The sequence below is a fragment of the Acinetobacter sp. AB03 genome (assembly GCF_058107045.1).
Genome location: NZ_JBUEBA010000002.1, coordinates 1,868,107 through 1,892,932, shown reverse-complemented (window position 1 = coordinate 1,892,932; position 24,826 = coordinate 1,868,107). Strand labels below are relative to the sequence as shown.

Here is a 24,826-nt window from a genome sequence, read left to right as displayed (position 1 = left end):
ATACTAATAGAAAAAAAACACCTCTTTATTAGAACAAATACTCTATTTGGTTTAATTTTTATACTGAATAGTTTTTTCTAGAGCATTTACTCTTATTTTAATTGTGATATTTATGTCACATGGAGTAACAAATGGTCTCGGTGAATACAAGCCGAAATCATCCTAGATGAAAGCTTAAAGCATCAACAAAAACTGTCATAAAAGACTTTATAGCCCAAGGGAAATGTATAATGAAATTAAAAGCACTAAGCACAGCAATGATTTTAGCAACTGTACCAATGACAGGTGCTTTTGCTGCAGCTCTAGATCGTTCTGGTCAATCTATGGCTGCGTTCTTACAACCGGGTAACTATTTTGAAGCAGGTATTTCTGTTCTGGATCCAAGTGTCTCTGGTAAAGTAAGTAATACATGGGTTCCTGGTGGTGCAGCAGCTCCATTAGCTCCAGCTTATCAAAATACTGACTTAAGTGCCATGGGGGATGATTACTACTTCCCTAGTGCGGCACTTAAACTGCAATTAACAGATAATTTATCATTTGGTTTGATCTATGACCAACCATTTGCTGCTGAAGGTACTTACTCAACTGGCGACTTTGTCCACCCAGCAGCTGGTGGCGTATTACACAATGGTGCTGAAGCCACAAAGGCAGAATTTAAGACTCAAAACTTAACAATGTTATTTGGCTTTCAACCAACTGAAAATTTTAACATTTATGGTGGCCCAGTTTACCAAACAGCTAAAGGTAACGTTCAGTTACGTGGTTTAGCTAATGGTAGCACAACAGGTTTAGGTGCTTATAATGCAGATATGAAGGAAGATTCTGCTGTAGGTTGGTTAGCTGGTTTAGCGTATCAAATTCCAGAAATTGCATTAAAAGCATCTGTAACTTATCGCTCTGAAATTGATCACGAATTAGCTACTAACGAGCGCGGGCAAAGTAATGTTTTAGCACTCGTCGGACAATCTCCTATTTATGATGTTGATACGTCTACTAAACTTTCAACACCGCAATCTGTAAACTTAGACTTCCAAACAGGTGTTATGGCTAATACCGAAGCCTTTGCAAATTTACGCTGGGTAAATTGGAAAGAATTTTCTATCCGTCCTGAACAATTTGGCGCAGTTTCAGAAACATTAGGACTTGCAGGAGCAGCACCAAATAATCCTAATGGATTTGATCTTGTTGGGGGGTACACAGACGACCAAATTTCTGCAACTGTTGGTGTTGGTCGCAAACTCAATGAGCAATGGGCTGGTAACGTGTCTGTAGGCTGGGATTCAGGTACTGGTAACCCTGTATCCACCCTTGGACCAACTGAAGGTTATTGGAACGTAGGTCTAGGCGTTCAATACTCACCTGCGCCAAACTACTTCATCGCTGGTGGTGTAAAATACTTTATGCTAGGAGATGCCAAAGCACAAGTAGCGTCTGACTTCGGTTCAGATTCTTATATCGCAGAATTTGAAGACAACGATGCTTGGGCATACGGTTTAAAAATCGGTTACCGCTTCTAAACAAAACCACATAGAAAAAGGCGAGTCATTTATGACTCGCCTTTTTTAGTTACGAAAAATCTATAATTATTCAGGAATATTACGCTGAGATACTGAACGAATCGCCTGCTTTAATGCTTCATAACCATGCAGTGGTGGAAACTGTGGAAATTCAGCAATTACATTGTCTGGCGCATCAAACAGGAAACCATGATCCGCTTCACCTAGCATCGTGGTGTCGTTATATGAATCGCCTGCAGCAATTACACGGAAATTTAAACCGTGTAGTGCTTTAACTGCCTGACGTTTTTGATCTGGTTGACGCAATTTATACGCGGTAATCATGCCATTTTCATCTGTTTCTAGTTTATGGCAGAAAATTGTTGGCCAGCCCAATTGCTTCATCAACGGATGTGCAAACTCATAGAACGTGTCTGAAAGAATAATCAACTGAAAGTGAGTGCTGACCCATTCAACAAACTCTTTCGCGCCAGGAAATGGCCCCATATCCGCAATCACCGCTTGAATATCATTCAACCCCAAGCCATGCTGTTTTAGAATATTTAAACGCTGAGTCATCAACACATCGTAGTCAGGAATATCACGTGTAGTTGCTTCAAGTTCTTTAATGCCAGTTTTTTTAGCAAAGTTAATCCAAATTTCTGGAACTAACACACCTTCAAGATCAAGACATACGATTTCCATGGGTTCTCCCAAAATACCATTAAAAATTTTTTCCTATCATAGCCGAAGATTTGGTATTTGCCTTGATCTTTTTTAAATCTGTTTCATTCATAAGCATTTATTTTTAATTGATCTATAAGAAATCTTTTGAAGGACTGATTAAGAATAGTAGAAAAATCCCTAGATAAAGGGATTTCAATGCCAAGTAATCAATATGAGAATAGGAATGAGGTGAAATTGTGATATTTGCTATGACACCGTAAAAGACTCTAGGAACGAGTTTAGTGATGAAAGTGTAAAAGCTGACTCGGAAAAATGGAGTGATCTATGAGTATTGTTGAATTACATGAAGTGAAGTACCACTTACACTATGCCGATGATAGCAATGATGTTTCATTAAAAAGCTTTATTGTTGCTGGTGACGCTATAATTAAAAACTACATTACAGATAATTTTGGATCGGAATATCCATCTGCCATTAAACAAGCTGCTTTATTATTAATCGAATACTGGGAACAGCACAGAAAAGATGGGGGAGAGGTGTCTGTGAATGGTAACTACCTCCCAATACCCGTACTCTCTTTGCTTAATCTATATCGTAAGCCCACTGTTTGATAGGTGATGTAGATAATTGTATGTATCTTTAGGTATGGCATATTCAAAACTACAATATTGTAATTGATAATTATTTGCATTTATTGGATTTGTGCGTTAGAATCAATTTCAAGAATAAAATAAAATTTGACAATGATGTTTCATTAACCCAGCTCTATTGATTCTCCAGAGGCTGGGTTTTTTATCTGCTTTAACAAAAAATAAAATTAGGTTAAATTATACCGATTGTTAAAATAATTATGAGAATAAAAGATCATGAACAAAAAATTTGAATTACATGTACTCAGCCAAATCTATGACTTTCTAATTGAAAGAGAAGGATTCACTGCTCTAAATCTGCATTTTAAAGTTATGGAATTCTTTAGGGAGTTACATGTAGGGGATAAGAGGGATTTTGTTGTTTTGGCCCCGAATAAAATTTCAGGTAATTTCGGTGAGGTTACTCATATTCATTTATTAAATATTCCACATTTCCATGAAAAGGAAAAATTCATTCATTGGGCACATAAAGCTTTAAATCGCTAAGTACCTCATCTGTAAAGAAAGAGAATGAGGTTGTTTCATAAATTAAACATTGAAATCTTTAGATTTTGATAAGTTATATTTTTAAATCGTGCTAGGCAAAAATGATGAAAATATTTGCAATAGTAAGTTTAGTTTTAATGCTGGGATTAACGGCATGCCAAAAAAGAGATACAGATACGAAAGAGCAGGATAAAACTACAACGCCACATTCCATGGATAAAGATCAGTAAGAAAAAGCTCGCCAAATGGTGGGCTTTTTCAAGAGTTAAAATGGTATAGTAGCGCTGTCATTTAAGTACTTTTTTCTATGTCTGAAACCTATAAATACATTTACACCCAAATTAGTACATTTGGATCATTACCTACACATAAAGTTCTTATAAGTAGTGTGGGAAGGAAGACAAAATTAGTTTTCGCTGATAATACTTTTGTTTATAGTACCGTTTCTGATTGGGCTTTAAATCATTCGGGTCTTGATTCTAGGAAATCAATATGGTCTGAAGAGCCTAAGTCATTTTTAGACAGTGAAAAAACAAGATTAAGCGTCTATAGAGCCTCACATCCCGCTTTTATCACTGAAGCAAGCATTGGCTAAGCACTAGTATTTTGTATGCTGCTTATGTAATAACTGTTTATATTGCAAATAAAGTTTGCTTTGTGGGTGCTTAGGGCGTATAAAGCTAACTCGTTGATGCGGGATGGAGCAGTCTGGTAGCTCGTCGGGCTCATAACCCGAAGGTCGTTGGTTCAAATCCAGCTCCCGCTACCAACGAAAAAAGATTCAAAGTTTATAGCCTAGTCTTCACAGATTAGGCTTTTTTTATGGCTAGTTAATTTTATACATAGCTGTTTCTAAGAACGTAATTTTTATACAAGTCACTGGAATGGTGTGTAAGTCATGAAAGTACAGTATTTCTAGAAAACAATTGACTTTAAGTGACTTAAAACAGGTTTAAGTCTTATTCTGATTCTAAAGGCATAATGGGTTTCCCAAATAAACCAATATTTTTATCCCCCCATTGTTTTAATGCAACCAAAATAGGGGCTAAAGAAGTGCCGAGTGTTGATAATCGGTATTCTACTTTAGGAGGAACAACGGCATAAACCTTTCGTAGAATCAGTTGATCCTCTTCAAGTTCACGTAATTGTCTAGTGAGCATTTTTTGAGTGACATTTGGAATTTTCTTCCTCAGTTCATTAAACCTTAAAACATCATCTTCTAATAAATGCCATAAGATAATACTCTTCCATTTACCATCAAGTAAGCCTATGGCAGCTTCAACAGAACATCCTGGTGTGCAATCAAAACGCGAATGTTTTAGCTTACCCATTTCAATAGTATCCTTTTGGTAACTATAAGACGAATTTGTCTGTATAACTTAAAAAAGAATATTAAGTAAACTCAAATAACAAAACAAGAGGACAAGTGAATGAAGGCTATTTCTTATATTGACGGTATGGATCATGGATTTCAAAATCCACTGGTAGATATTGAAAAAACGATGCCGAGCTTAAAAGATCGGGATTTGTTGGTTAGAATCAAAGCGATCTCGGTTAATCCTGTCGATACTAAGGTTAGACGAAATCCTGTCGTAGCAGGCAATACGCGTATTTTGGGGTGGGATGCAGTGGGTGAGGTTGTTGAAGTCGGTTCTGGCGTGCAACACTTTAAAGTCGGAGATCAGGTCTGGTATGCGGGTGATTTAACTCGAGATGGGAGTAATGCTGAATATCAAGCAGTCGATGAGCGTATTGTTAGTTTAAAACCACAAAGTCTGAGTGATGCTGAAGCTGCTGCGCTGCCATTAACCGCTATTACAGCGTGGGAAATGTTATTTGATCGTTTCAATGTTGATTTAGATCAATCTGATAATATTTTAGTGATTGGAGGGGCTGGAGGTGTAGGATCTATTGCGATTCAATTACTCAAAGCGAAGACAAATTTAAAAGTTATTGCTACAGCATCTAGGGAAGAGACTAAAGCATGGGTTAAGTCTTTAGGGGCTGACTACGTCATCGATCATACCGAAGATTTAAATACGCAAATCAAAGCATTGGGTTTAGACGCACCTATATATATTTTTTCAACCAATCAAACAGAAACGTATCTTCCTCAAATTTCTAAGCTTATTGCTCCACAAGGTAAGTTTGGCTTAATTGATGATCCGAAATCACTAGATATCGGTGAGTTTAAGTCTAAGTCGGTTTCTGTACATTGGGAGTTCATGTTTACACGTTCAATGTTTAATACAACAGATATTGAACAACAATCTCAGCTATTACATCAGGTTGCAGAACTGGTAGATAACCATAAAATTAAAACCACGCTGAATCAGACTTTAGGCAAAATTAATGCACAAAATTTAAAACTAGCTCATGAGCTGATTGAATCTGGTCGGGCGAAAGGAAAAATCGTTTTGGAAGGCTTTTAATACATTTTAAGCTCAGCTTAAATAAGTGGGTTGATTTTTAAGTTAAACACTTGAAATTATACAATTAGGATCAATATTCTGAGCAAGGCCATTCTAGGGTTCAGCGCACTAGGGTGGCTTTCCTCTTTTTGAAATCAGTTTCGTTCTTACACATATAACAAAGAGCCTTTAGAATAATTTTTTCAATCCACTTAATGTTATGTTATAGCATTTCTTTTTTAGTGGGGTGAAGAATGAAACACACAACTTTAATGACTCTCATTTTGATGGTTATTCAACAGACACATGCAGAACAAAAAGTTACAGCTTTAGATCCGCTTATTTTTCAAGCAGAAAAGACAGAATTTACTTCAGTCATTATAGAGAAAGAGAGAATCGAAACATCAAATACACTTGGAGATGCACTTAAACATGTTTCAGGAGTGCAAAGTACATCTTTTGGTCCAAATGCTGGTGCACCCGTGATACGCAGTTTATCGGGTAATAGAGTGAGTATCCTTGAGAATGGGCAAACCATTAATGGAATGAATGCGATAAGTGGCGATATTAATATTCCATTTGATCCACTCTTTACGGAAAGCGTCACCGTTCATAAAGGCACAAACTCAGTTAGATATGGGGGGAACGCCATTGGGGGGAGTGTGGATATTGATACTGGACTGATTTCAAAAAAGTTGGAGGATAAAAGTCGAAGTTTAGATATCGCTTATAAGAAAGGGTTTAATGATTTTAATGCCCACGGTATTCGTTTAAATGTAAACAATCAAAAAAACTTAAGCACAAATATTCAGTTCTCAACCCAAAGTATTTCTTTATATAAAATACCTGGATCAAGCAAAGCTGCAGTATGTGATACAGCTGTTTTTCCGAGTACTGGTGGCGTAAATTCTGCTTTGGCAGATGCATGTCAAAAGGACTCTCGGATCTCAAATGTGTTTAATAAAGCGCATAATCAGTATTTAAATAAGCACGTTTTGGAAGATATCACGAAGAACCCAGAAAATTTTTATGATTATTATGATGGTTTAGAGTCAGCGAAATACACAGATGAGGCAATCTCAAAACGCTATGTAAATGGTTCATTGAAAGAGTTTATTAATGATCCGAACCCTGATTATGTGCCGGACACGGCTAAGTACGTACAGAATAGAATTAACAATGATGTAACGCCGAATTATAAAAAGAAACTGGGTAACAGCTATGCCAGAAATGAAAACATGGCGATAGGGACAACCTATTTCTTAAACAATGGCTATATCGGCGTGAGTGCCGACTATAAAAGTAGTGAATATGGAGTTCCAGGTTTTTCTATGGAAAACAAATCTTTTCAGAGCTCTTATAGTGATGGCTTGCCAGTGGGTGTAAAAATCGAACAGAATCGTTTTGCCGTAGACTCACTGTTTAGAGAGCCATCAAGCCTGCTGAAGAGTGTGCAGCTAAAAGCATCTAAACTGTCAAACACATCTGGAGAGTACATTGGTGCAAGAAAAGCCAATGAGTATAAATTTGATACTGATACAGCTGAGTTGCTGTTTGAACACATGCCTTATAAAAACCTGATTGGAGAAATAGGAACGTCTATAAATGCCAGACAGGTTAAGGGCTCAGGTTCAGAACGTTATTTACCGAATGTGAATACAGTTTCTCAGGCAATATTCATTCAGGAAAAACTAGATTTCAATAAATTTTCTTTTGATGCTGGTTATCGTGTCGAGAAAGTGAAACATGAGATTCAGGATCAGAGCTTTAAGTTGGCGCGTAATGCTTCAAATAGTACGCTTGAAGATAAGTCCTTTGATCTGAATAGTTTTTATATCGGATCGGATTTTAGAGTTACAGACTATTTGGGTTTCAGACTTCAATACAGTGAGTCGGAACGAGCACCCGAAATCAATGAACTCTATGCCAGTAACCCTCACTACTCAGTCATGACCCAAGAAGAAGGAAATCAACAACTCAACAAAGAAGTCATGCAGGGTTTAGAGTTTACAACTACTCTGAATTTGGATTTGACCAATATTGAAGTTTCATTGTATCAAATGGATTTTGAGGACTATTTGTATTTGTCCCACTCAGGTGCCTCTTGCGGAACCGTTTACCACTGAAGTATTGGAAGCAAACCGATACAAAAGTGAATAGTTTTGAGTTGGATATGAACCATACGTTTTCCCTCGACAACTTTGGGGACTTAAAAGTGGGTAGCTTTGCAGATTTGGTCAAGAATAAAGCGACAGATCCTGATCGTTTACGTTTAGCCAATGATGGAATCTAATTTGCCTAATATGCCAACCAACCGCTATGGCGCAAATATTGAGTGGACATTAGAGAATTGGTCAGCGCGTCTGTCTAGTATTTATTATGACAAACCTCGTTACCTAGGTAAAAATGTGGGTGAGGAAGTACCATTGCCTGCATACAATTTGCTCGATTTAGATATTCGTAAAAAAATGACGTTGAAAAACGCCAGTTTTGATCTTTTTATCAATGGTTCTAATTTGCTGGATGAAGATGCACGGCCGCAAAACTCTCCATTAAAATATATTGCACCCTTACCAGGTAGGGCTTTCCAATTAGGCATAACGATGCATATTTAATATATTATCCTCAGCATAAGTCTAGATAGAGCGCCGTGTGGCGCTTTATCTTTATTTAAGTTAAATCAAAACAGTACTTTGTGAGTATTAAAAATCTTAGGTACGGAAGATTTCGTATAGTTGTGATTATTTGAATACCCAAGAGCTATTTCACTGTTCCTGCTTTTTGCATTTCTTGGTAAAGCTGATCAAGATAATGTTGTTGTTGGACGTTATCTTTAAAGTATCGTTGATAATTCACACTACAACTATCGATATCGGCGATATTATTGAGATTGAATGTCCAATCATCCGTATTTTTAACACGGATGCCTAAGTCATCACTACAGTTTTGCCAAAGTTGAGAAAATCGTGTCTGCTTATTGCTCGAGAGTTGGCTGAAACGTGCATAAACGCTAAAGCCTTTCATTTCTGAGTTAAAATATTTGTGAATAAAACCAATGGGTACACCAACCCAATTCATTGATTGATCTTCTGGGAAGGAAATTCTGATGAGTTTTTTTTCGTTCAGTAATGAATCTTGTTGGCCTGATTTAAAATGTTGTTCTTCATATTCTAGTTTTGTGCCTATAGGTACATTGATCTTTTTCACGATCATTGGTTGTGTCGTGATGTAATAGGGATAATCAGGCCTACTATTGCCGCCTGTAGGATTCATATTGCCAACACATGCTCCCAAATTTGAGAGTAGGGCGATGCAAAAGATTAATCTAACTTTATTATTCATTATTGATCCTAAAAAACTTTACTTAAAAGCTATTTTATTTATCCAGAATGAACACATAGTACACCTTATGCGAAACGTTTGAAATTTCATCTCTAGCCTCAATTTTTTGGTCCAAGCTATTCTAAGGCTCAGCACATGATTAGGGCTTTTTTAGATGCGACGACTTCTATTTTTAAGGACGATTCAATTTTTTGCAGGGAACACCTAATATAATTAAAATTTATGACAGCTATAAATAACTTGAATATTTATTTTTTTCATGTATACTTGGCCTAACTAGAAAAAAGTAATGTTTAGTAAATCTTCTTTAAGTATCGCAGTTTTAGTCATAATCCTCCGTTGTTTCAGATCTTAAGCTCCACTTTTATTATTTTCAAAGTTACATCTAGTCATTTATTTTTGACTAAAATTATTAAAATTCAGCAGGATATATTATGTCTACTACAGTTACCGGTACAGTTAAATGGTTTAATGAAACTAAAGGCTTTGGTTTCATTCAACAAGAATCTGGTCCAGATGTTTTTGCTCACTTTCGCGAAATCGCTAGTTCAGGCTTCAAAACATTGCATGAAGGTCAACAAGTGTCATTTAGCATAGAGCAAGGTCAAAAAGGCCCAAATGCTGTAAATATTGTTGCTTTATAAGAAGCATTAAATATAAAAAAGCACTGAACAGTGCTTTTTTAATGACTAAAAATTATTAATTAAATATTTATTCCTTGTTGGAATATATGAAAAAAAATGGTGAAAATTGAAAAAACTTAATACCTTAATTGCTAAATCTTCAAATGGTACTGAAATTATAGTCTCGTTAATTCCTCTAAATAAAATGCAAAATACCCGTGATGGATTCAAATCTATTGAAGTGGGTAAGCGTGTGTTGCTTCAGTCTGGAATCGAAGTGGACTTAAATTTAGATGGTAGAACATTTTATACCGCTTTAAATCAATTATTTAAATTTAACTATAAAGTTGCCTAACTAAATATTTGATTATATTGTTTTTAAATGAATTAATATTATAGGTATAGAAAAAATGTTAAAGAAAAACGTTACTGTCAAAGATCAATTCGGTACTGAATACTCTATTCAGGCAACTGTAGATAAAAACTCTTGCAGCACAATGTTGCATTCAAATTTAAGATATATAACTATTGATGGCGAAGATATTCGTCCTGGTTTTGAAATGTTCTTCCAAAGTCTCAATAGCGGTAAAATTTTCAAGTTGATCTGAATGTTATTATTTTTAAGTTGGTCGTGATGACTAATATTACATTATCTTAATCACCCCCAATTACTCCTCCTCAAATCTATTTGAATTATAGAACAGTTATTTTAGATAATTTGAAGAGGGCTATGTCAGGCAGAATACTTTTGTTAATAAGTAGTTTAATGACATAGCTAAAATGTATTCTTAGCAAAAAATCTTCTGTGAATGTCAAGAAAAATTCATTTTATTATATAAATATTATAGGTTTAATGATTGTTAGCTTGTCCCCGAGGAATTCTTAATCTCCAAATTTCTTCCAATAATTGGTTTCTCGATGCAGCCCTTTGCCTATTATTCCTTATATTCCTAGCTCAATTCGCTCCTAAATGAGTTCACAGAAAGTTTTCCGCAAATGGGTTTTTAAAAACCAAATTCATAATAGGCGTCTGCCGTATGACAATATGACCTATATCATATTTGAGCTCATTGAAAGTAAGTATAGAAATGCTAGCGTATGACGATCAACACCTGTTTGAAATGAAGGCTGCTTTTTCGTATTCAAGATAGAATTTACTGCATTAAAAATATAATAAAAAGTTTTACAATAAAGATAATAATAATTATCATTCTCGAAAATATTCTACAAAAGAGGAATAAAAATGCGCTTGTCACACTTTAGTCTTTGTCTACTTACGGCAGCTATTTGTACCCAACTGTATGCTGAAGACACAGCAACAAATGACTCTACAACACAAAATACTGAAGCTAAACTTCCAACTATCGTGATGACAGCAACACGTACACCGAAAAGCATTTCCGAAATTGCAGGAACTGTCCAAACCATTTCTGCTGATCAAATTGCGCAACAGGCTGGTCCAGGTCGTAAAGTTGCAGATATTTTGGCGCAACTGGTTCCATCTTTAGCACCAAGCAGTGGAACGAGTAGTAATTATGGTCAAACTATGCGTGGACGTAATGTACTTGTAATGATTGATGGGGTATCACAAACCGGTTCACGTGATGTAGCGCGTCAGTTAAATAGTATTAGCCCAAATATGATTGATCATATTGAGGTAGTTTCAGGTGCGACCAGTATCTATGGTTCAGGTGCGACTGGCGGAATTATTAATATTATTACCAAACGTGCTGACAAGTCTGAGCTTGTAAGCTTTCAAACGAAATTAGGTGTGACATCGGCCGATAATTTCCGCGGTGACAGCCTAGCTTATCAAGTGGGACAAACAGCTTCATTTGCAAATGACAAAGTCGACGGTTTTCTTGGCTTAGAGGCTTTGTTGCACAAAGATTTAAAATTAAAGCTACTCTGAGCTAGTCAAATTTAAGACACAACTCGGGTATGAGGTCGGCCTAATTCCGTAAATTTATTTAATACTGCCACACGTGCATGAATCTCATTGACTTGGCTTTGAAAGTTTCTCGCACTGAGTTTATCCCCCAATAATTTGATGCAATGCATCTTGGTTTCAACCAAACTGCGCCGATGGTAACCTGACCATTTTTTCCATATTATTCTTCCTAAATGCTTAACTGTTCGAAGTAATTCATTTCGCTCTCGCGAATGAACTTTTGTATCTTTCCAAGGTCTCGCATTTTTCCTAGGTGGAATCACTGCATGCGCTTGCCGATCTGCAATGACCTGACGGCATTGTTTTGTGTCATAAGCCCCATCTGTATAGACTGAATCAATCTGTTCATCCAATGGGATTTGATTTAGTAAATCACCAAGGACTTGCGAATCACTCACATTGTTGGTCGTGAGTTGAACTGATCGTATTTGTAGGGTTTCAGCATCTATACCAATATGAAGTTTTCGCCATTGGCGACGATATTCAGGCTGATGTTTCTTGCGTTTCCATTCACCTTCACCTAAAAACTTTAAACCAGTAGAGTCGACAAGTAGATGTAGTCCATCACTACTTTTTTGATAGCCAATTACAAGATCAATATGCTTTTGTCTTCTGCAAATGGTGGAATAATCTGGCGCTGTCCAATCTAAACCACAAAGCTTAATGAGGCTTTTCACAAAGCCAGTGACCATACGTAAAGAGAGTCGAAATAAGGATTTAATCATTAAACAGCATTGGATGGCTGTATCTGAATAAGTTTGATTTCGACCATGTTTACCTTTGGGTTGAGCGTACCATTGAGTCTTGGGATCAAACCAAATCGAAATGTTTCCTCGATTAATTAAGGCTTGATTGTATTTGGACCAGTTGATTGTACGGTAGATATTAGGTGCAGGCTTCTTCATTCGGAAATTATATTGCTGAATTAGACCTTACGAACAGCTTTGTGCAACAAAGCCGTTGCAATGGTATATCTGACTGCAGGTGATCCCACAATAACAGACTGGAAAGGCCAGATTCATGTTGCAGGTGGGATTTTAATATTTATTTTATTTTTCTTGAGATTGAGTTTTGTTTTTCTGTATAGAAAAAGTATTCCTAAAACTGAAATAATTAATTCTTACCAGATAATGTTATTTAAAACGGTCAGATTTTTCCTTTACTTAAGCTTATGTATTGTTCCAATTGCGGGGTGGATGACATTATCGAGTTTTACTGATAATTTCCACGTTTTATCTTTAAATTTACCGCTTTTGAGTACTGTTTGGGGGAGTGACTATATTGCAGATGCGCATCAATTTTTAGGGAATCTCTTTATTGCGCTCGTGGGTTTGCATGCCTGTGCGGCATTGGTTCACCACTTCATTTTCAAAGATAACGTCTTAAAAAGTATGCTTTTTAAAAAAATGATGTGATTTAGAGGCTATCTGATGGCTGCCTTTTAGATTCGTCTGGCTTTTTTATTATGAGTATTTCATAGTCACATAACACATGATAAAAGATGAGCCGAAAGTGTAGATGCAGTATACTGTGCCAGTCGAAAAAGTGATGAATTCATATGTATATTGGTCCGTATCAACTGTCAAATAATTTGATTGTTGCTCCGATGGCAGGCGTAACTGACCGTCCATTTAGGTCTCTGTGCAAATACTTTGGTGCAGGGCATGCTGTCAGTGAAATGATGACATCAGACCAAACGTTACGGATGAGTAAAAAAAGCTTATATCGTGCTAATTTTGATGGTGAATTGGCGCCTATTTCAGCACAAATTGCAGGATCAGATCCCAAAGAGTTAGCGGAAGCTGCACGATATCAGGTCTCAAATGGTGCTCAAATTGTGGACATTAATATGGGGTGTCCTGCCAAGAAAGTCTGTAATAAGCTGGCGGGTTCTGCACTTTTAAAAGATGAAGACTTGGTGGCTCGAATTTTGGATGAAGTTGTGGCTGCAGTTGATGTACCTGTCACACTTAAAACTCGTTTGGGTTTTTTGAATGGTCATGAAAATATTTTGCGTGTAGCGAAACGTGCGGAAGAGGCGGGTATTGCTGCGTTAGCATTGCATGGGCGGACCCGTGAAGACATGTATTTGAACACGGCTCGTTATGATTTGATTAAAGAAGTCAAACAGCTCATTCATATACCAGTGGTTGCCAATGGGGATATTGATAGTCCAGAAAAAGCCAAATATGTACTCGATTATACCGGTGCAGATGCAATTATGATTGGTCGCGCTGCGCAAGGGCGTCCATGGATTTTTCGTGAGATCGCACATTATTTGGAGACAGGTGAACATTTGGCAGCACCAAGTATTCAAGAAGTAAAAGAAGTTCTACTTGGACATCTTGCCGAACTGTACACATTTTACGGGGAATACTCTGGTTGTCGAATTGCACGTAAGCATATTGCTTGGTACACCAAAGGTTTACGTTTAAGTAATGAGTTTCGCCAGAACATGTATAAAGTGGAAAGTACAACTGAACAGTTTAAAATGGTCGCAGACTACTTTGAGCAGTTACTCATTCATGGTGAAACCATGAATGACGTACAGGTTGAACAGGTCAATTTGTTGGAAACCAAATAAATAAAGCTCCATTTGTGGAGCTTTGAGTGAATAATATGACTTAATAACTGACTTGTTGCATTTCAACCAACAGTTGATTAATTAAGTCAGGTGCTTCCATGGCACGAATTTGAAAAACATTAGTGCCTGCCCAAAATGCACCAAAACCTTGATCACCTTGTTTAGTCGCTGCGGCATGTAATTGTTTCCCAAGATCATAACAGTATGGGTATGCAGCAACAGCAGGGCGGTTCGGTAGATCAATCTGGGTATGCCAGTGACCGAGTAAACCGCGAGCAGGGCGACCTGAAATACTGGCACTTATTTGTGTGATGTGCTCATGGAAAAGTGCATGACGGTAGGCATCATTGGCATTCGACGTTTTACATTGTACGAAAGCTGTCCCCAACTGTACCGCACTCGCGCCGAGGCTTAACATCTGCTGAGCCTGTGTACCATTCATAATGCCACCCGCAGCAATAATCGGGCACCGACAGTGCTGCGTCAGAAGTTGTACGAGGTCGATCGTACGTATTGCACTATCAAAATGTTCATTAAAAATCCCGCGGTGTCCACCTGCTTCTATGCCTTGAGCAATAATAAAATCAATTCCTGCTGCTTCAATGGCCCGTGCTTCCGCTAAGTTGGTTGCAGAAACCATGGTTAAAATGCCAGCGTCTTTTAGCGCCTGTATTTGGTGCGGATGGGGAATACCGAAGTGAAAACTGACGGCTTTAGGGCGAGTTTCAAGTACAACATTTAAAAAGTCATCATTGTCCAAAAAGCTAGGATAAATACAGTGCAGTTGCGTGGGGGGTTCTACATCGTATTGTTCAAAATGAGGTCTTACAAAATCAATCCATGTTTGTGCGATAGCTGGATCAAGTTCGACACTTTGATGACAGAAAAAATTAACTTGAAAAGGTTGTTCGGTCAGTGCTTGGGTTTTTAAAATTTGGCTACGTGCGGTTTCTGCGGTGTTTGCACCTAATCCAAGTGAGCCTAGCCCGCCTTGATTTGAAACCTCCGCCGCAAGCTCTGGTGTAGAAACACCCGCCATTGGTGCAAGGAAGATAGGATGTTTAATTTCAAGACGTTCTAATAATAAAGACATGTACTTGCTCCTTTTACATATAGACACTTTGCCCCAGCACTGCAAAATTGGCAAATAATATTCAGTATTTTCTCGAAAAATATCTAAAGCAATCACTTTTATTTTTTGGTTTTTAGCGACAAGCCATGTCGTTGAGTAGGTGTATTGGTAATGCTTTTAGTCTGAAATTTTTTATACTTTTATTTTAGATTTTACCGAGGATAGTCATGACCGATCGTATCCGTGAAAAGCTACAGATTCTAGCTGATGCAGCTAAATATGACGTGTCCTGTTCGTCCAGTGGTAGCAATCGTAAAAACAAAAAACAAGGTTTGGGGAATACTGGAAACGGTATCTGTCATAGTTATACAGAAGATGGTCGGTGTGTTTCATTACTTAAAATTCTATTTTCAAATGTCTGTATTTTTGATTGTTCGTACTGTGTTTCTAGACGCTCTAACGATGTCAAGCGAGCCGCTTTTACTGTACAAGAAGTGGTGGATTTAACCATCAACTTTTACCGCCGCAATTATATTGAAGGTTTATTTCTCAGTTCAGGTATTTTTAAATCAGCTGATTTCACGATGGAGCGAATGCTACAAGTGGTGAAAAAGTTACGCCTTGAAGAAAACTTTAATGGTTATATTCATCTAAAAACGATACCAGGTGCCTCCCAAGAAATTATTACCGAGGCGGGTTTATATGTAGACCGCATGAGTATTAACTTGGAAATGCCAACGGAAATTGGTCTAAAGCAGTTTGCACCTGAGAAATCACATGCAGAAGTACAAAAGGACTTGGGCATTGTACGCGATCGCTTAATTCAGTTGACGGATGAGCGGCGTGTGATTCAGCATGTGCCGAAGTTTGTACCCGCGGGACAAACCACTCAGATGGTGGTGGGCGCACATCAAGAAACAGACAAAGATATTATTTTAATGGCAGATCACCATTACAAAGTGTATCAACTCAAACGGGTGTATTTTTCAGGCTATATCCCAATCAATGAACAGGAAAAAATGCTTCCTGTCGTGGGTTCTGCGCCGCCATTATTAAGAGAAAATCGGCTGTACCAATCGGATTGGCTCATGCGTTTCTATGGTTTTGATGCGCAGGAAATTGTGAATGATCAGCATCCGAATTTAGATTTGGACATCGACCCGAAGCTAAGTTGGGCACTACGTAACCCTGAGCATTTCCCTGTTGATATTCAACATGCAGACTATCGTATGATTTTACGTGTTCCGGGGATAGGTGTTCAATCGGCTAAAAAAATTGTGCAAGCTCGTCGTTTTGGGCAGATTCATATCGATCAACTAAAGCGTATGGGCATTGCTTACAATCGGGCACAGCATTTTATTCGCTGTGCAGATACGCCAAAGTTTAAAAAAGAACAACAAGCGAACCAGATTCGGCAGCACATTTTGCAATCGGGGCAATCCAAATATCAAAAACAGCTTTCGCCTCAACTGGGCTTCGGTTTTTAGTATGTCGATATATCGCTTTGATCAAAGCATGACTGGACTACTGAGTTGTGTATATAGAAGCTTTCAGTTTAAAGATTTTGACGTCAAGCTTGCATTTAACAATTCCCAAGCCAGCTTGTTTGATGAGTGTATTGAGGTTGCTTCAAATGATGAACACGCTGAGCGAGTTTGGCGAGGCTTAAAGCAAAAAATTACGGCTGAAAATCTACGATTTTTTTATTATTGCTTCCTGTCTGAGCAGGAACAGGCACATCAACATCTTTTTAATTTCTGTATCTATGTATTTAAAAATACATATGCGGTAGATCATAACTATGCGCATACTGATGTATTGGCTGTTTCGCAGTGGGCCAAACAAGTGGGCAGGGAAAAGCATCGTATGGAAGCTTTTGTCCGCTTTAAAAAATGTCAGGATGGATTGTTTCTAAGTTTGGTACAGCCGGATTTTAATGTTTTACCACTGATAGAACGGCATTTTAGAAACCGCTATCAAGATCAAAGATGGTTGATCTATGATGAAAAAAGAAATTTTGGAATTTATTATGATTTGACAGCGGTCCATCAGGTGGAAATGGATATAGAGCAAATTGATCATGCACACAAAGCCGGACACAGTCAGTCCTTTAATGTTGAATTAGATGATGATGAGCTGCTGTATGACCAGTTATGGAAAGATTATTTTAAAAGTATCAACATCGAGGCAAGAGCAAATATCAAACTACATGTGCAATATGTTCCTAAACGCTACTGGCGTTATATGAATGAAAAAACAATCTAGCGAGATGTAAGTAAGGCGTTGACTCATCATTTTCTATGATGTTTTGGGCTGTTATGGGAAGGGGAACAGACGTTAAGCAATTCATGCTAATTAAAAAATAAGCTGTTGCACCTGTAGACTTGAAGCACAACCATCAGTAATAGTGCATTTGATTAGTGGCTCAGAGAAAAATGTGCAAGCTTAAAGTTGATGATAAATGATGCTGTAAATAGTAAAAAGCCCATTCAATCCATGGGCTTTCTGCATTTTTAATAGGTAGATTGTTAACGTTTATCCTGTTGTTGACGTTAAACATGCACATTAAATAGGGAGCCAATCCAACTGGCAAACAGCATCGCGAAAATCCCCCATAGCGTCACACGAAATGCGCCTGTCCACATAGATGTCCCAGAAAAGTAGCTCGATAAAGCCCCTAAGCCAAATAACGATAGTACCCCTGTAAGAGCAACTGACTGAGTCAGATAACCTTGAGGGCTTAATAGAATGGCCAGCATGGGAAACAGAGCACCTAGTGAAAAGGCGAGGGCAGAAGAACCCGCAGCTTCAAGTGGCTTGGCACTGGTATTTTCATGGATGCCTATTTCATCACGAGCATGTGCAGACAGTGCATCATGTGCGCTGAGTTGTACTGCGACTTCATGTGCTAGTTCCGGTTCTAGTCCACGTTGTATATAAATTTGAGTCAGTTCTTTAAGTTCTAAGTGCGGGTTTTTATCTAATTCCCTAGCTTCATGTTTTAAGTCGGCTTCTTCAATATCCGATTGAGACTTCACCGAAATATACTCGCCCGCAGCCATAGAGCTTGCACCTGAAATGAGCCCTGCAATACATGTGATGAGTAAGGTATGGCTGGTTGCGCCACTGGCCGCCATCCCCATAATCAAACTGGTCACTGAAATGATGCCGTCATTGGCACCCAAAACCGCTGCACGTAGCCAACCAGTACGATGAATTAAATGAGGTTCAACATGGTGAGAATAGGACATGACGATAGATCATCCTCAAATTTTAAAGTTATGATTTATTTAATAATGCACGTTTCATCTACTATAGCACAGCCCATAAAAAAGCCTCCGAGTGGGAGGCTTTTTTGAGTTTAGAAATATTATTGCGCTTTTTCTTTCACATCAGCAGCACCTTGTTCTACGGCGCCAGCAACATGAGCTGTTGCTTCTTTAGAGGCATTTTTAACATCTTCAGCAGCAGCTTCAGTTTTCGCAGCAGCTTCGTCAGCGGCAGCACCAATTTTTGCAGATGCTTCATCTGCAGCTTTTTGAGTGTCAGATACAGCTTCACTTGCAGCTTGGTTAATGTCATGACCTGCTTGTTCAGCAGCATTTTCAAGGTGTTCACCTGTCGTTGCACCTGTTTCAGGTGCTTTTTCTTTTGAACAACCCACTAAAACAACAGCAGCAGCAAGACCTAAAGCAATAAGTAATTTATTCATTTTCATATCCTTTTCGTTTTATACCCAAAAGTAGGGGTTGGGCAAAATATAATCTACTTTGAATGTAAAGCAGACTGCATTATTGTTAAAAAAATGTAATTTTTTATAAAAAACAGCGTGATAAAAAGGCTTATAAGCTGAGTTGCCTATAAGCCTTTAGCAGGGAGGCGTCTGAGAGGATTACACGCCAGAACGAATAATATAATCAAAAGCAGATAGAGATGCTTTCGCGCCTTCACCTGTGGCAATGATGATTTGCTTGTATGGCACAGTCGTACAGTCACCTGCGGCAAATACACCTTTGACATTGGTTTCGTTGTGATCATTAATCACAATCTCACCACGGTTTGAAAGCTCAACAGCAGTCTCTTTTAAGAAATCAGTGTTTGGCAATAAACCAATTTGTACAAAGATTCCTGCAAGTTCAACGGTATGTTCCACATCAGTTGCACGGTCTTTATATTTCAATGCCGTCACTTGTGAACCATCACCCACAACTTCAGTCGAGAGTGCATTTAGGATCACTGTGGTATTAGGCAAGCTATGTAACTTGTCTTGTAACACTTGGTCAGCACGTAGTTTGGTATCAAACTCAACCAAAGTCACATGTTCTACAATCCCCGCAAGATCAATCGCAGCTTCGACACCGGAGTTCCCCCCGCCAATTACTGCTACACGTTTGCCTTTAAACAGTGGACCATCACAGTGTGGGCAGTAGGCAACACCACGAGTACGGTATTCTGCTTCACCCGGCACATTCATTTCTCTCCAACGTGCACCTGTTGAAAGGATTACCGTTTTAGATTCAAGCTTCGCACCATTTTCTAAGGTGACTTCAACCAAGCCATTTGCTGCCTCATCTGCACCTTTGATGTTAGAAACACGTTGTAAGTTCATGATGTCCACACCGTACTCACGTACATGTGCTTCCATTTCAGCAGCAAACTTCGGCCCTTGGGTCTTTTGAATCGAGGTGTAGTTTTCAATGTCCATGGTATCCATGACTTGACCACCCATACGTTCAGCCACGATCCCTGTTTTAATGCCTTTACGCGCTGCGTAGATGGCAGAGGTATTTCCCGCAGGACCACCACCAATCACTAAAACATCAAAAGCATCTTTGGCATTGAGTTTTTCAGCTTCTTTGGCTGCGGAATTGGTATCCAGTTTGGCAATAATTTCTTCCAAGGTCATACGGCCTTGACCGATATGGTTGTTGTCTTGGAACACCATCGGTACAGCCATGATTTTGCGTTCTTCAACTTCGTCTTGGAAGAATGCCCCATCAATCATAGTTGCTGTCGTGCCCGGATTGTAAATAGCAATCAGGTTCAACGCTTGCACCACGTCTGGACAGTTATGACAGCTTAAAGAGACAAATACATCAAAGTTAGACTGGATGCCCAAACCTTTGATTGAAGCCAAAACTTCATCCGATACTTTTGGTGCGTAACCTGAGGTTTGTAACAATGCCAAAATCAAAGAGGTAAACTCATGTCCCATTGGTAAACCCGCAAAGAACACACGCGGCTGTTCACCGGCTTTTGCCACACCGAAGCTGGGTGCACGTGAGTTTTGACCATCAAAACGAGCAGTCACCAGTGGAGACAGTGCTGCAACTTCTTCAACCAATTCTTTGATTTTGTCTGATTTCTCAGAACCGTTCAAAGTCGCAACCAATTCAATCGGACCTTCAAGGCGTTCAAGAAGTGTTTTTAATTGAGCTGAAGTATTTTGATCTAACATGGTTAAGCTCTCCAAAGCAGTCTGTAAAATTATTTGATAGAAGAATCATAGAGTAAATCTAAAAATAGATAAAACAGTTTGTTTTTATTTTAATAATCGGTTTTATAGATTTAAAAATGTTTTCTTCAATCATTTCATAAAGCTATATGGGGGATTTAAATGATTTTTCAAGTGATTTACAGTTTAAGCCGTATAAATTAGGTATGATCAAGACAATTAAAAAATAGGGAAGCAAGTGATGCAATTACAGCGCGGTATCTACCAGCATTATAAAGGGCAACTGTATCAAGTTTTACATGTAGCGACGCATAGTGAAACTGAAGAAAAACTGGTGGTTTATCAGTGTTTATATGGTGATTATTCGATTTGGGTACGTCCACTTGCCATGTTTACTGAAACGGTAATGCTAGAAGATGACCGTGAGGTTGAGCGCTTTAAACTGATTCAAGAAGTATAAACGAAGCTAAGTAAAGTAGAGGGGGATTTGATGATGCATGCAGAATTTTTGAGTAAAGTATCGGCCTTATATCATCGCTTTCAAGAACATGACAGTACGCAAACAGATCGCATTGCGCGCTTTCGCAATATTGAGCCTGAGTCTGCACAATTTTTGGCGCAATTGGTGCATATTCAACAGCCTCAGCAGATATTAGAAATAGGAACATCAACAGGTTACTCAACCTTATGGTTGGCTTATGCTGCGCAACAAGTGAATGCTCGATTAACCACTTTAGAAATTGATGCTGAGAGAAGTCAACAAGCCGCTAGCCATCTTGCGGATTTCAATTTATCCAATGGTGTTGAGTTTTGGGTGGGTGATGCAGCTGAATATTTGAAGCAGTCGCAAGCCATCTTTGATTTTATATTGCTAGATGCTGAACGTGATGCTTATGTCGACTATTGGCCAGATTTGAAACGACTAATGTGTGTTTCACGCGGAGTTTTGGTGGTTGATAATGTTCTATCGCATGCAGATCAAGTCACGGACTTCATCGCGATTATTCAGCAGGACGAGCAGTTTAACCTGTCTACATTAGCGATTGGTGCGGGCTTGTTGGTGGTGACATGGGATCATGAAAAACAATCAGGATAAATCCTGATTGTTTGAGATTCAAAAATTAATGAATACTTAAGCGCGGCTTTGTTGCACAAAGATTTAAAATTAAAGCTACTCTGAGCTAGTCAAATTTAAGACACAACTCGGGTATGAGGTCGGCCTAATTCCGTAAATTTATTTAATACTGCCACACGTGCATGAATCTCATTGACTTGGCTTTGAAAGTTTCTCGCACTGAGTTTATCCCCCAATAATTTGATGCAATGCATCTTGGTTTCAACCAAACTGCGCCGATGGTAACCTGACCATTTTTTCCATATTATTCTTCCTAAATGCTTAACTGTTCGAAGTAATTCATTTCGCTCTCGCGAATGAACTTTTGTATCTTTCCAAGGTCTCGCATTTTTCCTAGGTGGAATCACTGCATGCGCTTGCCGATCTGCAATGACCTGACGGCATTGTTTTGTGTCATAAGCCCCATCTGTATAGACTGAATCAATCTGTTCATCCAATGGGATTTGATTTAGTAAATCACCAAGGACTTGCGAATCACTCACATTGTTGGTCGTGAGTTGAACTGATCGTATTTGTAGGGTTTCAGCATCTATACCAATATGAAGTTTTCGCCATTGGCGACGATATTCAGGCTGATGTTTCTTGCGTTTCCATTCACCTTCACCTAAAAACTTTAAACCAGTAGAGTCGACAAGTAGATGTAGTCCATCACTACTTTTTTGATAGCCAATTACAAGATCAATATGCTTTTGTCTTCTGCAAATGGTGGAATAATCTGGCGCTGTCCAATCTAAACCACAAAGCTTAATGAGGCTTTTCACAAAGCCAGTGACCATACGTAAAGAGAGTCGAAATAAGGATTTAATCATTAAACAGCATTGGATGGCTGTATCTGAATAAGTTTGATTTCGACCATGTTTACCTTTGGGTTGAGCGTACCATTGAGTCTTGGGATCAAACCAAATCGAAATGTTTCCTCGATTAATTAAGGCTTGATTGTATTTGGACCAGTTGATTGTACGGTAGATATTAGGTGCAGGCTTCTTCATTCGGAAATTATATTGCTGAATTAGACCTTACGAACAGCTTTGTGCAACAAAGCCCTTAAGCGCGTAAAGTGCAAATCATATTCTAAATATTTATGAACAAAGGCTGTTTTATTATTACATCGAACTAAGTTGTTATAAATAAATTCAGACACAGGGTGGTAGAGCTCGCCTGAACCATCGGCATAGAAAATTTTTAAATAGCGTGTGGAAGCGTTGTATTTCCAAGATGTTACCGCAATTGTCCCCATAAGCGACTCCCCATCATGTACATGGAATCACAGCAATGTGGCTGCTTAATTTAAACTTATGCCAAACTTAAAAAGCGAAGTATTACAGTTTTGTAAATAAAAAAACCGTACATAAAGTACGGTTTTTTAAAGTGATCAATTAGCGCATTTTCGCAAGGAAACGACCTACTCGGGTAATGGCTTCACGTAGTTCATTTTCAGCAGGTAAGAACACTACGCGGAAATGATCTGGTGTTGGCCAGTTAAAGCCTGTGCCTTGAACCAGAAGTACTTTTTCCGCACGAAGTAGATCAAGCATCAGTTTTTCATCATCTTGAATTGGATAGATTTCTGGGTCCAATTTCGGGAAGCAATACATTGCACCTTCAGGCTTAACACACGATACGCCTGGAATGTCATTCAACATTTGCCAAGCAATATTACGCTGTTCGTATAAACGACCGCCTGGACGAATTAAATCATTAATTGACTGGTAGCCGCCTAAAGCAGTTTGAATGGCATACTGTGCTTGGTGGTTGGCACACAAACGCATAGAAGCGAGCATATCTAAACCTTCAATATAGTCGACTGCACGCGACTTATCGCCTGTGATGGCCATCCAGCCTGAACGGTAACCCGCAATACGGTATGCTTTAGATAAGCCATTGAAAGAGATACAGAGTTGGTCACCCGCTAATGCTGCTACAGAAACATGTTCAATACCGTCATAAACAATTTTGTCGTAAATTTCATCTGCAAACAAAATCAAATCGTGCTTTTTAGCCAATGCGACGATTTGCTCAAGTACATGGCGTGGATAAACTGCACCTGTTGGGTTGTTTGGATTAATAATCACGATACCGCGGGTACGTGGTGTGATTTTACTCTCCATATCCGCAATATCGGGATACCAAAAGTTTTCTTCATCACATTTATAATGAATAGCTGTACCGCCTGAAAGATTTACCGCAGCCGTCCAAAGGGGATAGTCAGGCATTGGCACGAGCATCTCGTCACCATCATCTAACAAGCCTTGCATCGCCATCACGATCAATTCAGAGACACCATTTCCGATATACACGTCATTAACGTGCATATCTAAAATGCCTTTTTGTTGGTAGTACTGACAGATGGCTTTACGCGCAGGGAAAATCCCTTTTGAGTCGGTATAGCCCACTGCATTTGGCAGGTTTAAAGCTACATCATTAATAATCTCTTGAGGAGCCTCAAAACCAAACGGTGCAGGGTTACCAATATTGAGTTTGATAATCTTATGGCCGGCTTCTTCCATTTCATTGGCCGCTCGTAACACTGGTCCACGGATGTCGTAGCATACATGCTCGAGCTTAGACGATTTTTTTATTTCGCGTGGGGTTTGGAGAGTGTTCGGCATTTTGATGTTCTCGGAAAGAGTGGAGGTCACTTTTGCATAACGGTATAAATAGCTTTTAAATGTTTCAGTTGTCACTAGATCGAGATCATGTTCATCTCTGAGTAAAGCAACAATTTTTTCATGCGTAAAACCCACCTGTTGATATTGTTTAATCACAGGTAGTAAATGTTTAAAAATAACGCTCTTTTTTTGCGACATTTTTTAATCCTGAGCAAGAATGTCAATAAGACTAACATTAAATTTGCTCACAAAAAAGCATTTAAGAAAATAAATTGCTTACCGTTTTTATTAATTGCTTTCTTTTTGCTTTTATTGGAATTATAG

Annotated in this window: 26 protein-coding genes, 1 tRNA gene and 2 pseudogenes; 18 read left to right on the top strand and 11 right to left on the bottom strand. The window is 38.5% G+C overall.

From position 1 onward, the window contains the following. Positions 1–230: 230 nt before the first annotated feature. Complete coding sequence (locus ACY3FQ_RS09695; protein ID WP_063454719.1) at positions 231–1,517, top strand: OmpP1/FadL family transporter; 1,287 nt, start codon at positions 231–233, stop codon at positions 1,515–1,517. A 66-nt stretch (positions 1,518–1,583) separates the two neighbouring features. Here ACY3FQ_RS09695 and thrH read toward each other — a convergent pair whose 3' ends face one another. Further along, on the bottom strand, positions 1,584–2,201 hold the full coding sequence (gene thrH, locus ACY3FQ_RS09690) for a bifunctional phosphoserine phosphatase/homoserine phosphotransferase ThrH (protein ID WP_026438262.1): 618 nt from the start codon (positions 2,199–2,201) through the stop codon (positions 1,584–1,586). A gap of 306 nt (positions 2,202–2,507) precedes the next feature. Here thrH and ACY3FQ_RS09685 point away from each other — a divergent pair, with 306 nt between their 5' ends. The 5 genes from ACY3FQ_RS09685 to ACY3FQ_RS09665 all read left to right on the top strand — a co-directional run bounded on the left by ACY3FQ_RS09685 (position 2,508) and on the right by ACY3FQ_RS09665 (position 4,089). After that, positions 2,508–2,795, top strand: a complete 288-nt coding sequence (locus ACY3FQ_RS09685; protein ID WP_489773968.1) for a head-tail connector protein — start codon at positions 2,508–2,510, stop codon at positions 2,793–2,795. 255 nt (positions 2,796–3,050) lie between these two features. Further along, positions 3,051–3,320 (top strand): hypothetical protein, encoded by a 270-nt coding sequence (locus tag ACY3FQ_RS09680; protein ID WP_087014309.1) that lies wholly within the window; start codon positions 3,051–3,053, stop codon positions 3,318–3,320. 104 nt (positions 3,321–3,424) lie between these two features. Beyond that, positions 3,425–3,550, top strand: a complete 126-nt coding sequence (locus ACY3FQ_RS09675; protein ID WP_017397253.1) for a hypothetical protein — start codon at positions 3,425–3,427, stop codon at positions 3,548–3,550. A 77-nt stretch (positions 3,551–3,627) separates the two neighbouring features. Then, a complete protein-coding gene (locus tag ACY3FQ_RS09670; RefSeq protein ID WP_125273367.1) occupies positions 3,628–3,915 on the top strand; it encodes a hypothetical protein in 288 nt (95 codons plus the stop codon). 97 nt (positions 3,916–4,012) lie between these two features. Beyond that, positions 4,013–4,089: transfer RNA gene (locus ACY3FQ_RS09665), tRNA-Met, on the top strand. A gap of 190 nt (positions 4,090–4,279) precedes the next feature. Here ACY3FQ_RS09665 and ACY3FQ_RS09660 read toward each other — a convergent pair. After that, positions 4,280–4,651: a winged helix-turn-helix transcriptional regulator gene (locus ACY3FQ_RS09660; RefSeq protein ID WP_004693511.1), complete on the bottom strand. Its 372-nt coding sequence runs from the start codon at positions 4,649–4,651 to the stop codon at positions 4,280–4,282. A gap of 99 nt (positions 4,652–4,750) precedes the next feature. On the opposite strand from ACY3FQ_RS09660, the gene ACY3FQ_RS09655 reads away from it, so the two are divergent. Continuing rightward, positions 4,751–5,752, top strand: a complete 1,002-nt coding sequence (locus ACY3FQ_RS09655; protein ID WP_489773966.1) for a zinc-binding alcohol dehydrogenase family protein — start codon at positions 4,751–4,753, stop codon at positions 5,750–5,752. 233 nt (positions 5,753–5,985) lie between these two features. Further along, positions 5,986–8,346 (top strand): annotated as a pseudogene (locus ACY3FQ_RS09650) (TonB-dependent receptor). A 145-nt stretch (positions 8,347–8,491) separates the two neighbouring features. Here ACY3FQ_RS09650 and ACY3FQ_RS09645 read toward each other — a convergent pair. Further along, positions 8,492–9,073 (bottom strand): hypothetical protein, encoded by a 582-nt coding sequence (locus ACY3FQ_RS09645; protein WP_279741612.1) that lies wholly within the window; start codon positions 9,071–9,073, stop codon positions 8,492–8,494. A 434-nt stretch (positions 9,074–9,507) separates the two neighbouring features. Between ACY3FQ_RS09645 and ACY3FQ_RS09640 the strand changes: the two genes are divergently transcribed. The 4 genes and pseudogenes from ACY3FQ_RS09640 to ACY3FQ_RS09625 all read left to right on the top strand — a co-directional run. Beyond that, positions 9,508–9,717, top strand: coding sequence for a cold-shock protein (locus ACY3FQ_RS09640; protein ID WP_004693506.1), 210 nt, complete (start codon positions 9,508–9,510; stop codon positions 9,715–9,717). 106 nt (positions 9,718–9,823) lie between these two features. After that, entirely contained in the window at positions 9,824–10,051 is a 228-nt protein-coding gene (locus tag ACY3FQ_RS09635; protein WP_078390397.1) for a hypothetical protein, read from the top strand. A gap of 55 nt (positions 10,052–10,106) precedes the next feature. After that, entirely contained in the window at positions 10,107–10,304 is a 198-nt protein-coding gene (locus ACY3FQ_RS09630; RefSeq protein WP_058869482.1) for a hypothetical protein, read from the top strand. Positions 10,305–10,939: 635 nt separating this feature from the next. After that, positions 10,940–11,569: pseudogene (locus ACY3FQ_RS09625) on the top strand (TonB-dependent receptor plug domain-containing protein); the annotation flags it as partial. 50 nt (positions 11,570–11,619) lie between these two features. Here the strand turns inward: ACY3FQ_RS09625 and ACY3FQ_RS09620 are convergent. Next, a complete protein-coding gene (locus tag ACY3FQ_RS09620; RefSeq protein WP_279741615.1) occupies positions 11,620–12,552 on the bottom strand; it encodes an IS5-like element ISAlw1 family transposase in 933 nt (310 codons plus the stop codon). 60 nt (positions 12,553–12,612) lie between these two features. Here ACY3FQ_RS09620 and ACY3FQ_RS09615 point away from each other — a divergent pair, with 60 nt between their 5' ends. Both ACY3FQ_RS09615 and dusB read left to right on the top strand, forming a co-directional pair. Beyond that, complete coding sequence (locus ACY3FQ_RS09615) at positions 12,613–13,062, top strand: cytochrome b (RefSeq protein WP_489774418.1); 450 nt, start codon at positions 12,613–12,615, stop codon at positions 13,060–13,062. Positions 13,063–13,205: 143 nt separating this feature from the next. Then, positions 13,206–14,231: a tRNA dihydrouridine synthase DusB gene (dusB, locus tag ACY3FQ_RS09610; RefSeq protein ID WP_489773964.1), complete on the top strand. Its 1,026-nt coding sequence runs from the start codon at positions 13,206–13,208 to the stop codon at positions 14,229–14,231. A gap of 40 nt (positions 14,232–14,271) precedes the next feature. On the opposite strand, the gene ACY3FQ_RS09605 is transcribed toward dusB, so the two are convergent. Then, entirely contained in the window at positions 14,272–15,324 is a 1,053-nt protein-coding gene (locus ACY3FQ_RS09605; protein WP_489773963.1) for an NAD(P)H-dependent flavin oxidoreductase, read from the bottom strand. A gap of 206 nt (positions 15,325–15,530) precedes the next feature. Between ACY3FQ_RS09605 and ACY3FQ_RS09600 the strand changes: the two genes are divergently transcribed. Beyond that, complete coding sequence (locus ACY3FQ_RS09600; RefSeq protein WP_489773961.1) at positions 15,531–16,790, top strand: putative DNA modification/repair radical SAM protein; 1,260 nt, start codon at positions 15,531–15,533, stop codon at positions 16,788–16,790. A gap of 1 nt (position 16,791) precedes the next feature. Then, positions 16,792–17,568 carry a TIGR03915 family putative DNA repair protein gene (locus tag ACY3FQ_RS09595; protein WP_348960496.1) on the top strand — a complete coding sequence of 259 codons (777 nt, stop codon included), beginning with the start codon at positions 16,792–16,794 and terminating at the stop codon, positions 17,566–17,568. A 287-nt stretch (positions 17,569–17,855) separates the two neighbouring features. Here the strand turns inward: ACY3FQ_RS09595 and ACY3FQ_RS09590 are convergent, their stop codons facing one another. The 3 genes from ACY3FQ_RS09590 to ahpF all read right to left on the bottom strand — a co-directional run bounded on the left by ACY3FQ_RS09590 (position 17,856) and on the right by ahpF (position 20,761). Then, positions 17,856–18,554 (bottom strand): VIT1/CCC1 transporter family protein, encoded by a 699-nt coding sequence (locus tag ACY3FQ_RS09590; protein WP_062032668.1) that lies wholly within the window; start codon positions 18,552–18,554, stop codon positions 17,856–17,858. Between the two features lie 119 nt (positions 18,555–18,673). Continuing rightward, positions 18,674–19,015, bottom strand: a complete 342-nt coding sequence (locus ACY3FQ_RS09585) for a hypothetical protein (protein WP_010326567.1) — start codon at positions 19,013–19,015, stop codon at positions 18,674–18,676. Between the two features lie 180 nt (positions 19,016–19,195). Then, positions 19,196–20,761, bottom strand: a complete 1,566-nt coding sequence (gene ahpF, locus ACY3FQ_RS09580) for an alkyl hydroperoxide reductase subunit F (RefSeq protein ID WP_489773959.1) — start codon at positions 20,759–20,761, stop codon at positions 19,196–19,198. 238 nt (positions 20,762–20,999) lie between these two features. Between ahpF and ACY3FQ_RS09575 the strand changes: the two genes are divergently transcribed. Together ACY3FQ_RS09575 and ACY3FQ_RS09570 are read left to right on the top strand one after the other, a co-directional pair. Further along, on the top strand, positions 21,000–21,218 hold the full coding sequence (locus tag ACY3FQ_RS09575) for a DUF1653 domain-containing protein (protein ID WP_004693482.1): 219 nt from the start codon (positions 21,000–21,002) through the stop codon (positions 21,216–21,218). Between the two features lie 30 nt (positions 21,219–21,248). Then, complete coding sequence (locus ACY3FQ_RS09570) at positions 21,249–21,854, top strand: O-methyltransferase (protein WP_279746770.1); 606 nt, start codon at positions 21,249–21,251, stop codon at positions 21,852–21,854. A 95-nt stretch (positions 21,855–21,949) separates the two neighbouring features. Here ACY3FQ_RS09570 and ACY3FQ_RS09565 read toward each other — a convergent pair whose 3' ends face one another. The 3 genes from ACY3FQ_RS09565 to ACY3FQ_RS09555 all read right to left on the bottom strand — a co-directional run bounded on the left by ACY3FQ_RS09565 (position 21,950) and on the right by ACY3FQ_RS09555 (position 24,700). Continuing rightward, a complete protein-coding gene (locus ACY3FQ_RS09565) occupies positions 21,950–22,882 on the bottom strand; it encodes an IS5-like element ISAlw1 family transposase (protein ID WP_279741615.1) in 933 nt (310 codons plus the stop codon). Positions 22,883–22,902: 20 nt separating this feature from the next. Beyond that, a complete protein-coding gene (locus tag ACY3FQ_RS09560) occupies positions 22,903–23,130 on the bottom strand; it encodes a KTSC domain-containing protein (RefSeq protein WP_489773957.1) in 228 nt (75 codons plus the stop codon). 139 nt (positions 23,131–23,269) lie between these two features. Continuing rightward, positions 23,270–24,700, bottom strand: coding sequence for a pyridoxal phosphate-dependent aminotransferase (locus ACY3FQ_RS09555; RefSeq protein ID WP_004980127.1), 1,431 nt, complete (start codon positions 24,698–24,700; stop codon positions 23,270–23,272). Positions 24,701–24,826 lie beyond the last annotated feature (126 nt).

Excerpts from the sequence above, each read along its gene's own strand:
- ahpF (WP_489773959.1), bottom strand. The coding sequence starts at position 20,761 with ATGTTAGATCAAAATACTTCAGCTCAATTAAAAACACTTCTTGAACGC.
- ACY3FQ_RS09615 (WP_489774418.1), top strand. The coding sequence starts at position 12,613 with ATGGTATATCTGACTGCAGGTGATCCCACAATAACAGACTGGAAAGGC.
- ACY3FQ_RS09570 (WP_279746770.1), top strand. The coding sequence starts at position 21,249 with ATGATGCATGCAGAATTTTTGAGTAAAGTATCGGCCTTATATCATCGC.
- ACY3FQ_RS09560 (WP_489773957.1), bottom strand. The coding sequence starts at position 23,130 with ATGGGGACAATTGCGGTAACATCTTGGAAATACAACGCTTCCACACGC.
- ACY3FQ_RS09670 (WP_125273367.1), top strand. The coding sequence starts at position 3,628 with ATGTCTGAAACCTATAAATACATTTACACCCAAATTAGTACATTTGGA.
- ACY3FQ_RS09675 (WP_017397253.1), top strand. The coding sequence starts at position 3,425 with ATGAAAATATTTGCAATAGTAAGTTTAGTTTTAATGCTGGGATTAACG.
- ACY3FQ_RS09695 (WP_063454719.1), top strand. The coding sequence starts at position 231 with ATGAAATTAAAAGCACTAAGCACAGCAATGATTTTAGCAACTGTACCA.
- ACY3FQ_RS09585 (WP_010326567.1), bottom strand. The coding sequence starts at position 19,015 with ATGAATAAATTACTTATTGCTTTAGGTCTTGCTGCTGCTGTTGTTTTA.
- ACY3FQ_RS09660 (WP_004693511.1), bottom strand. The coding sequence starts at position 4,651 with ATGGGTAAGCTAAAACATTCGCGTTTTGATTGCACACCAGGATGTTCT.
- ACY3FQ_RS09595 (WP_348960496.1), top strand. The coding sequence starts at position 16,792 with ATGTCGATATATCGCTTTGATCAAAGCATGACTGGACTACTGAGTTGT.
- ACY3FQ_RS09605 (WP_489773963.1), bottom strand. The coding sequence starts at position 15,324 with ATGTCTTTATTATTAGAACGTCTTGAAATTAAACATCCTATCTTCCTT.
- ACY3FQ_RS09590 (WP_062032668.1), bottom strand. The coding sequence starts at position 18,554 with ATGTCCTATTCTCACCATGTTGAACCTCATTTAATTCATCGTACTGGT.
- ACY3FQ_RS09555 (WP_004980127.1), bottom strand. The coding sequence starts at position 24,700 with ATGTCGCAAAAAAAGAGCGTTATTTTTAAACATTTACTACCTGTGATT.
- ACY3FQ_RS09640 (WP_004693506.1), top strand. The coding sequence starts at position 9,508 with ATGTCTACTACAGTTACCGGTACAGTTAAATGGTTTAATGAAACTAAA.
- ACY3FQ_RS09565 (WP_279741615.1), bottom strand. The coding sequence starts at position 22,882 with ATGAAGAAGCCTGCACCTAATATCTACCGTACAATCAACTGGTCCAAA.
- ACY3FQ_RS09685 (WP_489773968.1), top strand. The coding sequence starts at position 2,508 with ATGAGTATTGTTGAATTACATGAAGTGAAGTACCACTTACACTATGCC.
- ACY3FQ_RS09575 (WP_004693482.1), top strand. The coding sequence starts at position 21,000 with ATGCAATTACAGCGCGGTATCTACCAGCATTATAAAGGGCAACTGTAT.
- ACY3FQ_RS09630 (WP_058869482.1), top strand. The coding sequence starts at position 10,107 with ATGTTAAAGAAAAACGTTACTGTCAAAGATCAATTCGGTACTGAATAC.
- ACY3FQ_RS09600 (WP_489773961.1), top strand. The coding sequence starts at position 15,531 with ATGACCGATCGTATCCGTGAAAAGCTACAGATTCTAGCTGATGCAGCT.
- ACY3FQ_RS09645 (WP_279741612.1), bottom strand. The coding sequence starts at position 9,073 with ATGAATAATAAAGTTAGATTAATCTTTTGCATCGCCCTACTCTCAAAT.
- thrH (WP_026438262.1), bottom strand. The coding sequence starts at position 2,201 with ATGGAAATCGTATGTCTTGATCTTGAAGGTGTGTTAGTTCCAGAAATT.
- dusB (WP_489773964.1), top strand. The coding sequence starts at position 13,206 with ATGTATATTGGTCCGTATCAACTGTCAAATAATTTGATTGTTGCTCCG.
- ACY3FQ_RS09620 (WP_279741615.1), bottom strand. The coding sequence starts at position 12,552 with ATGAAGAAGCCTGCACCTAATATCTACCGTACAATCAACTGGTCCAAA.
- ACY3FQ_RS09680 (WP_087014309.1), top strand. The coding sequence starts at position 3,051 with ATGAACAAAAAATTTGAATTACATGTACTCAGCCAAATCTATGACTTT.
- ACY3FQ_RS09655 (WP_489773966.1), top strand. The coding sequence starts at position 4,751 with ATGAAGGCTATTTCTTATATTGACGGTATGGATCATGGATTTCAAAAT.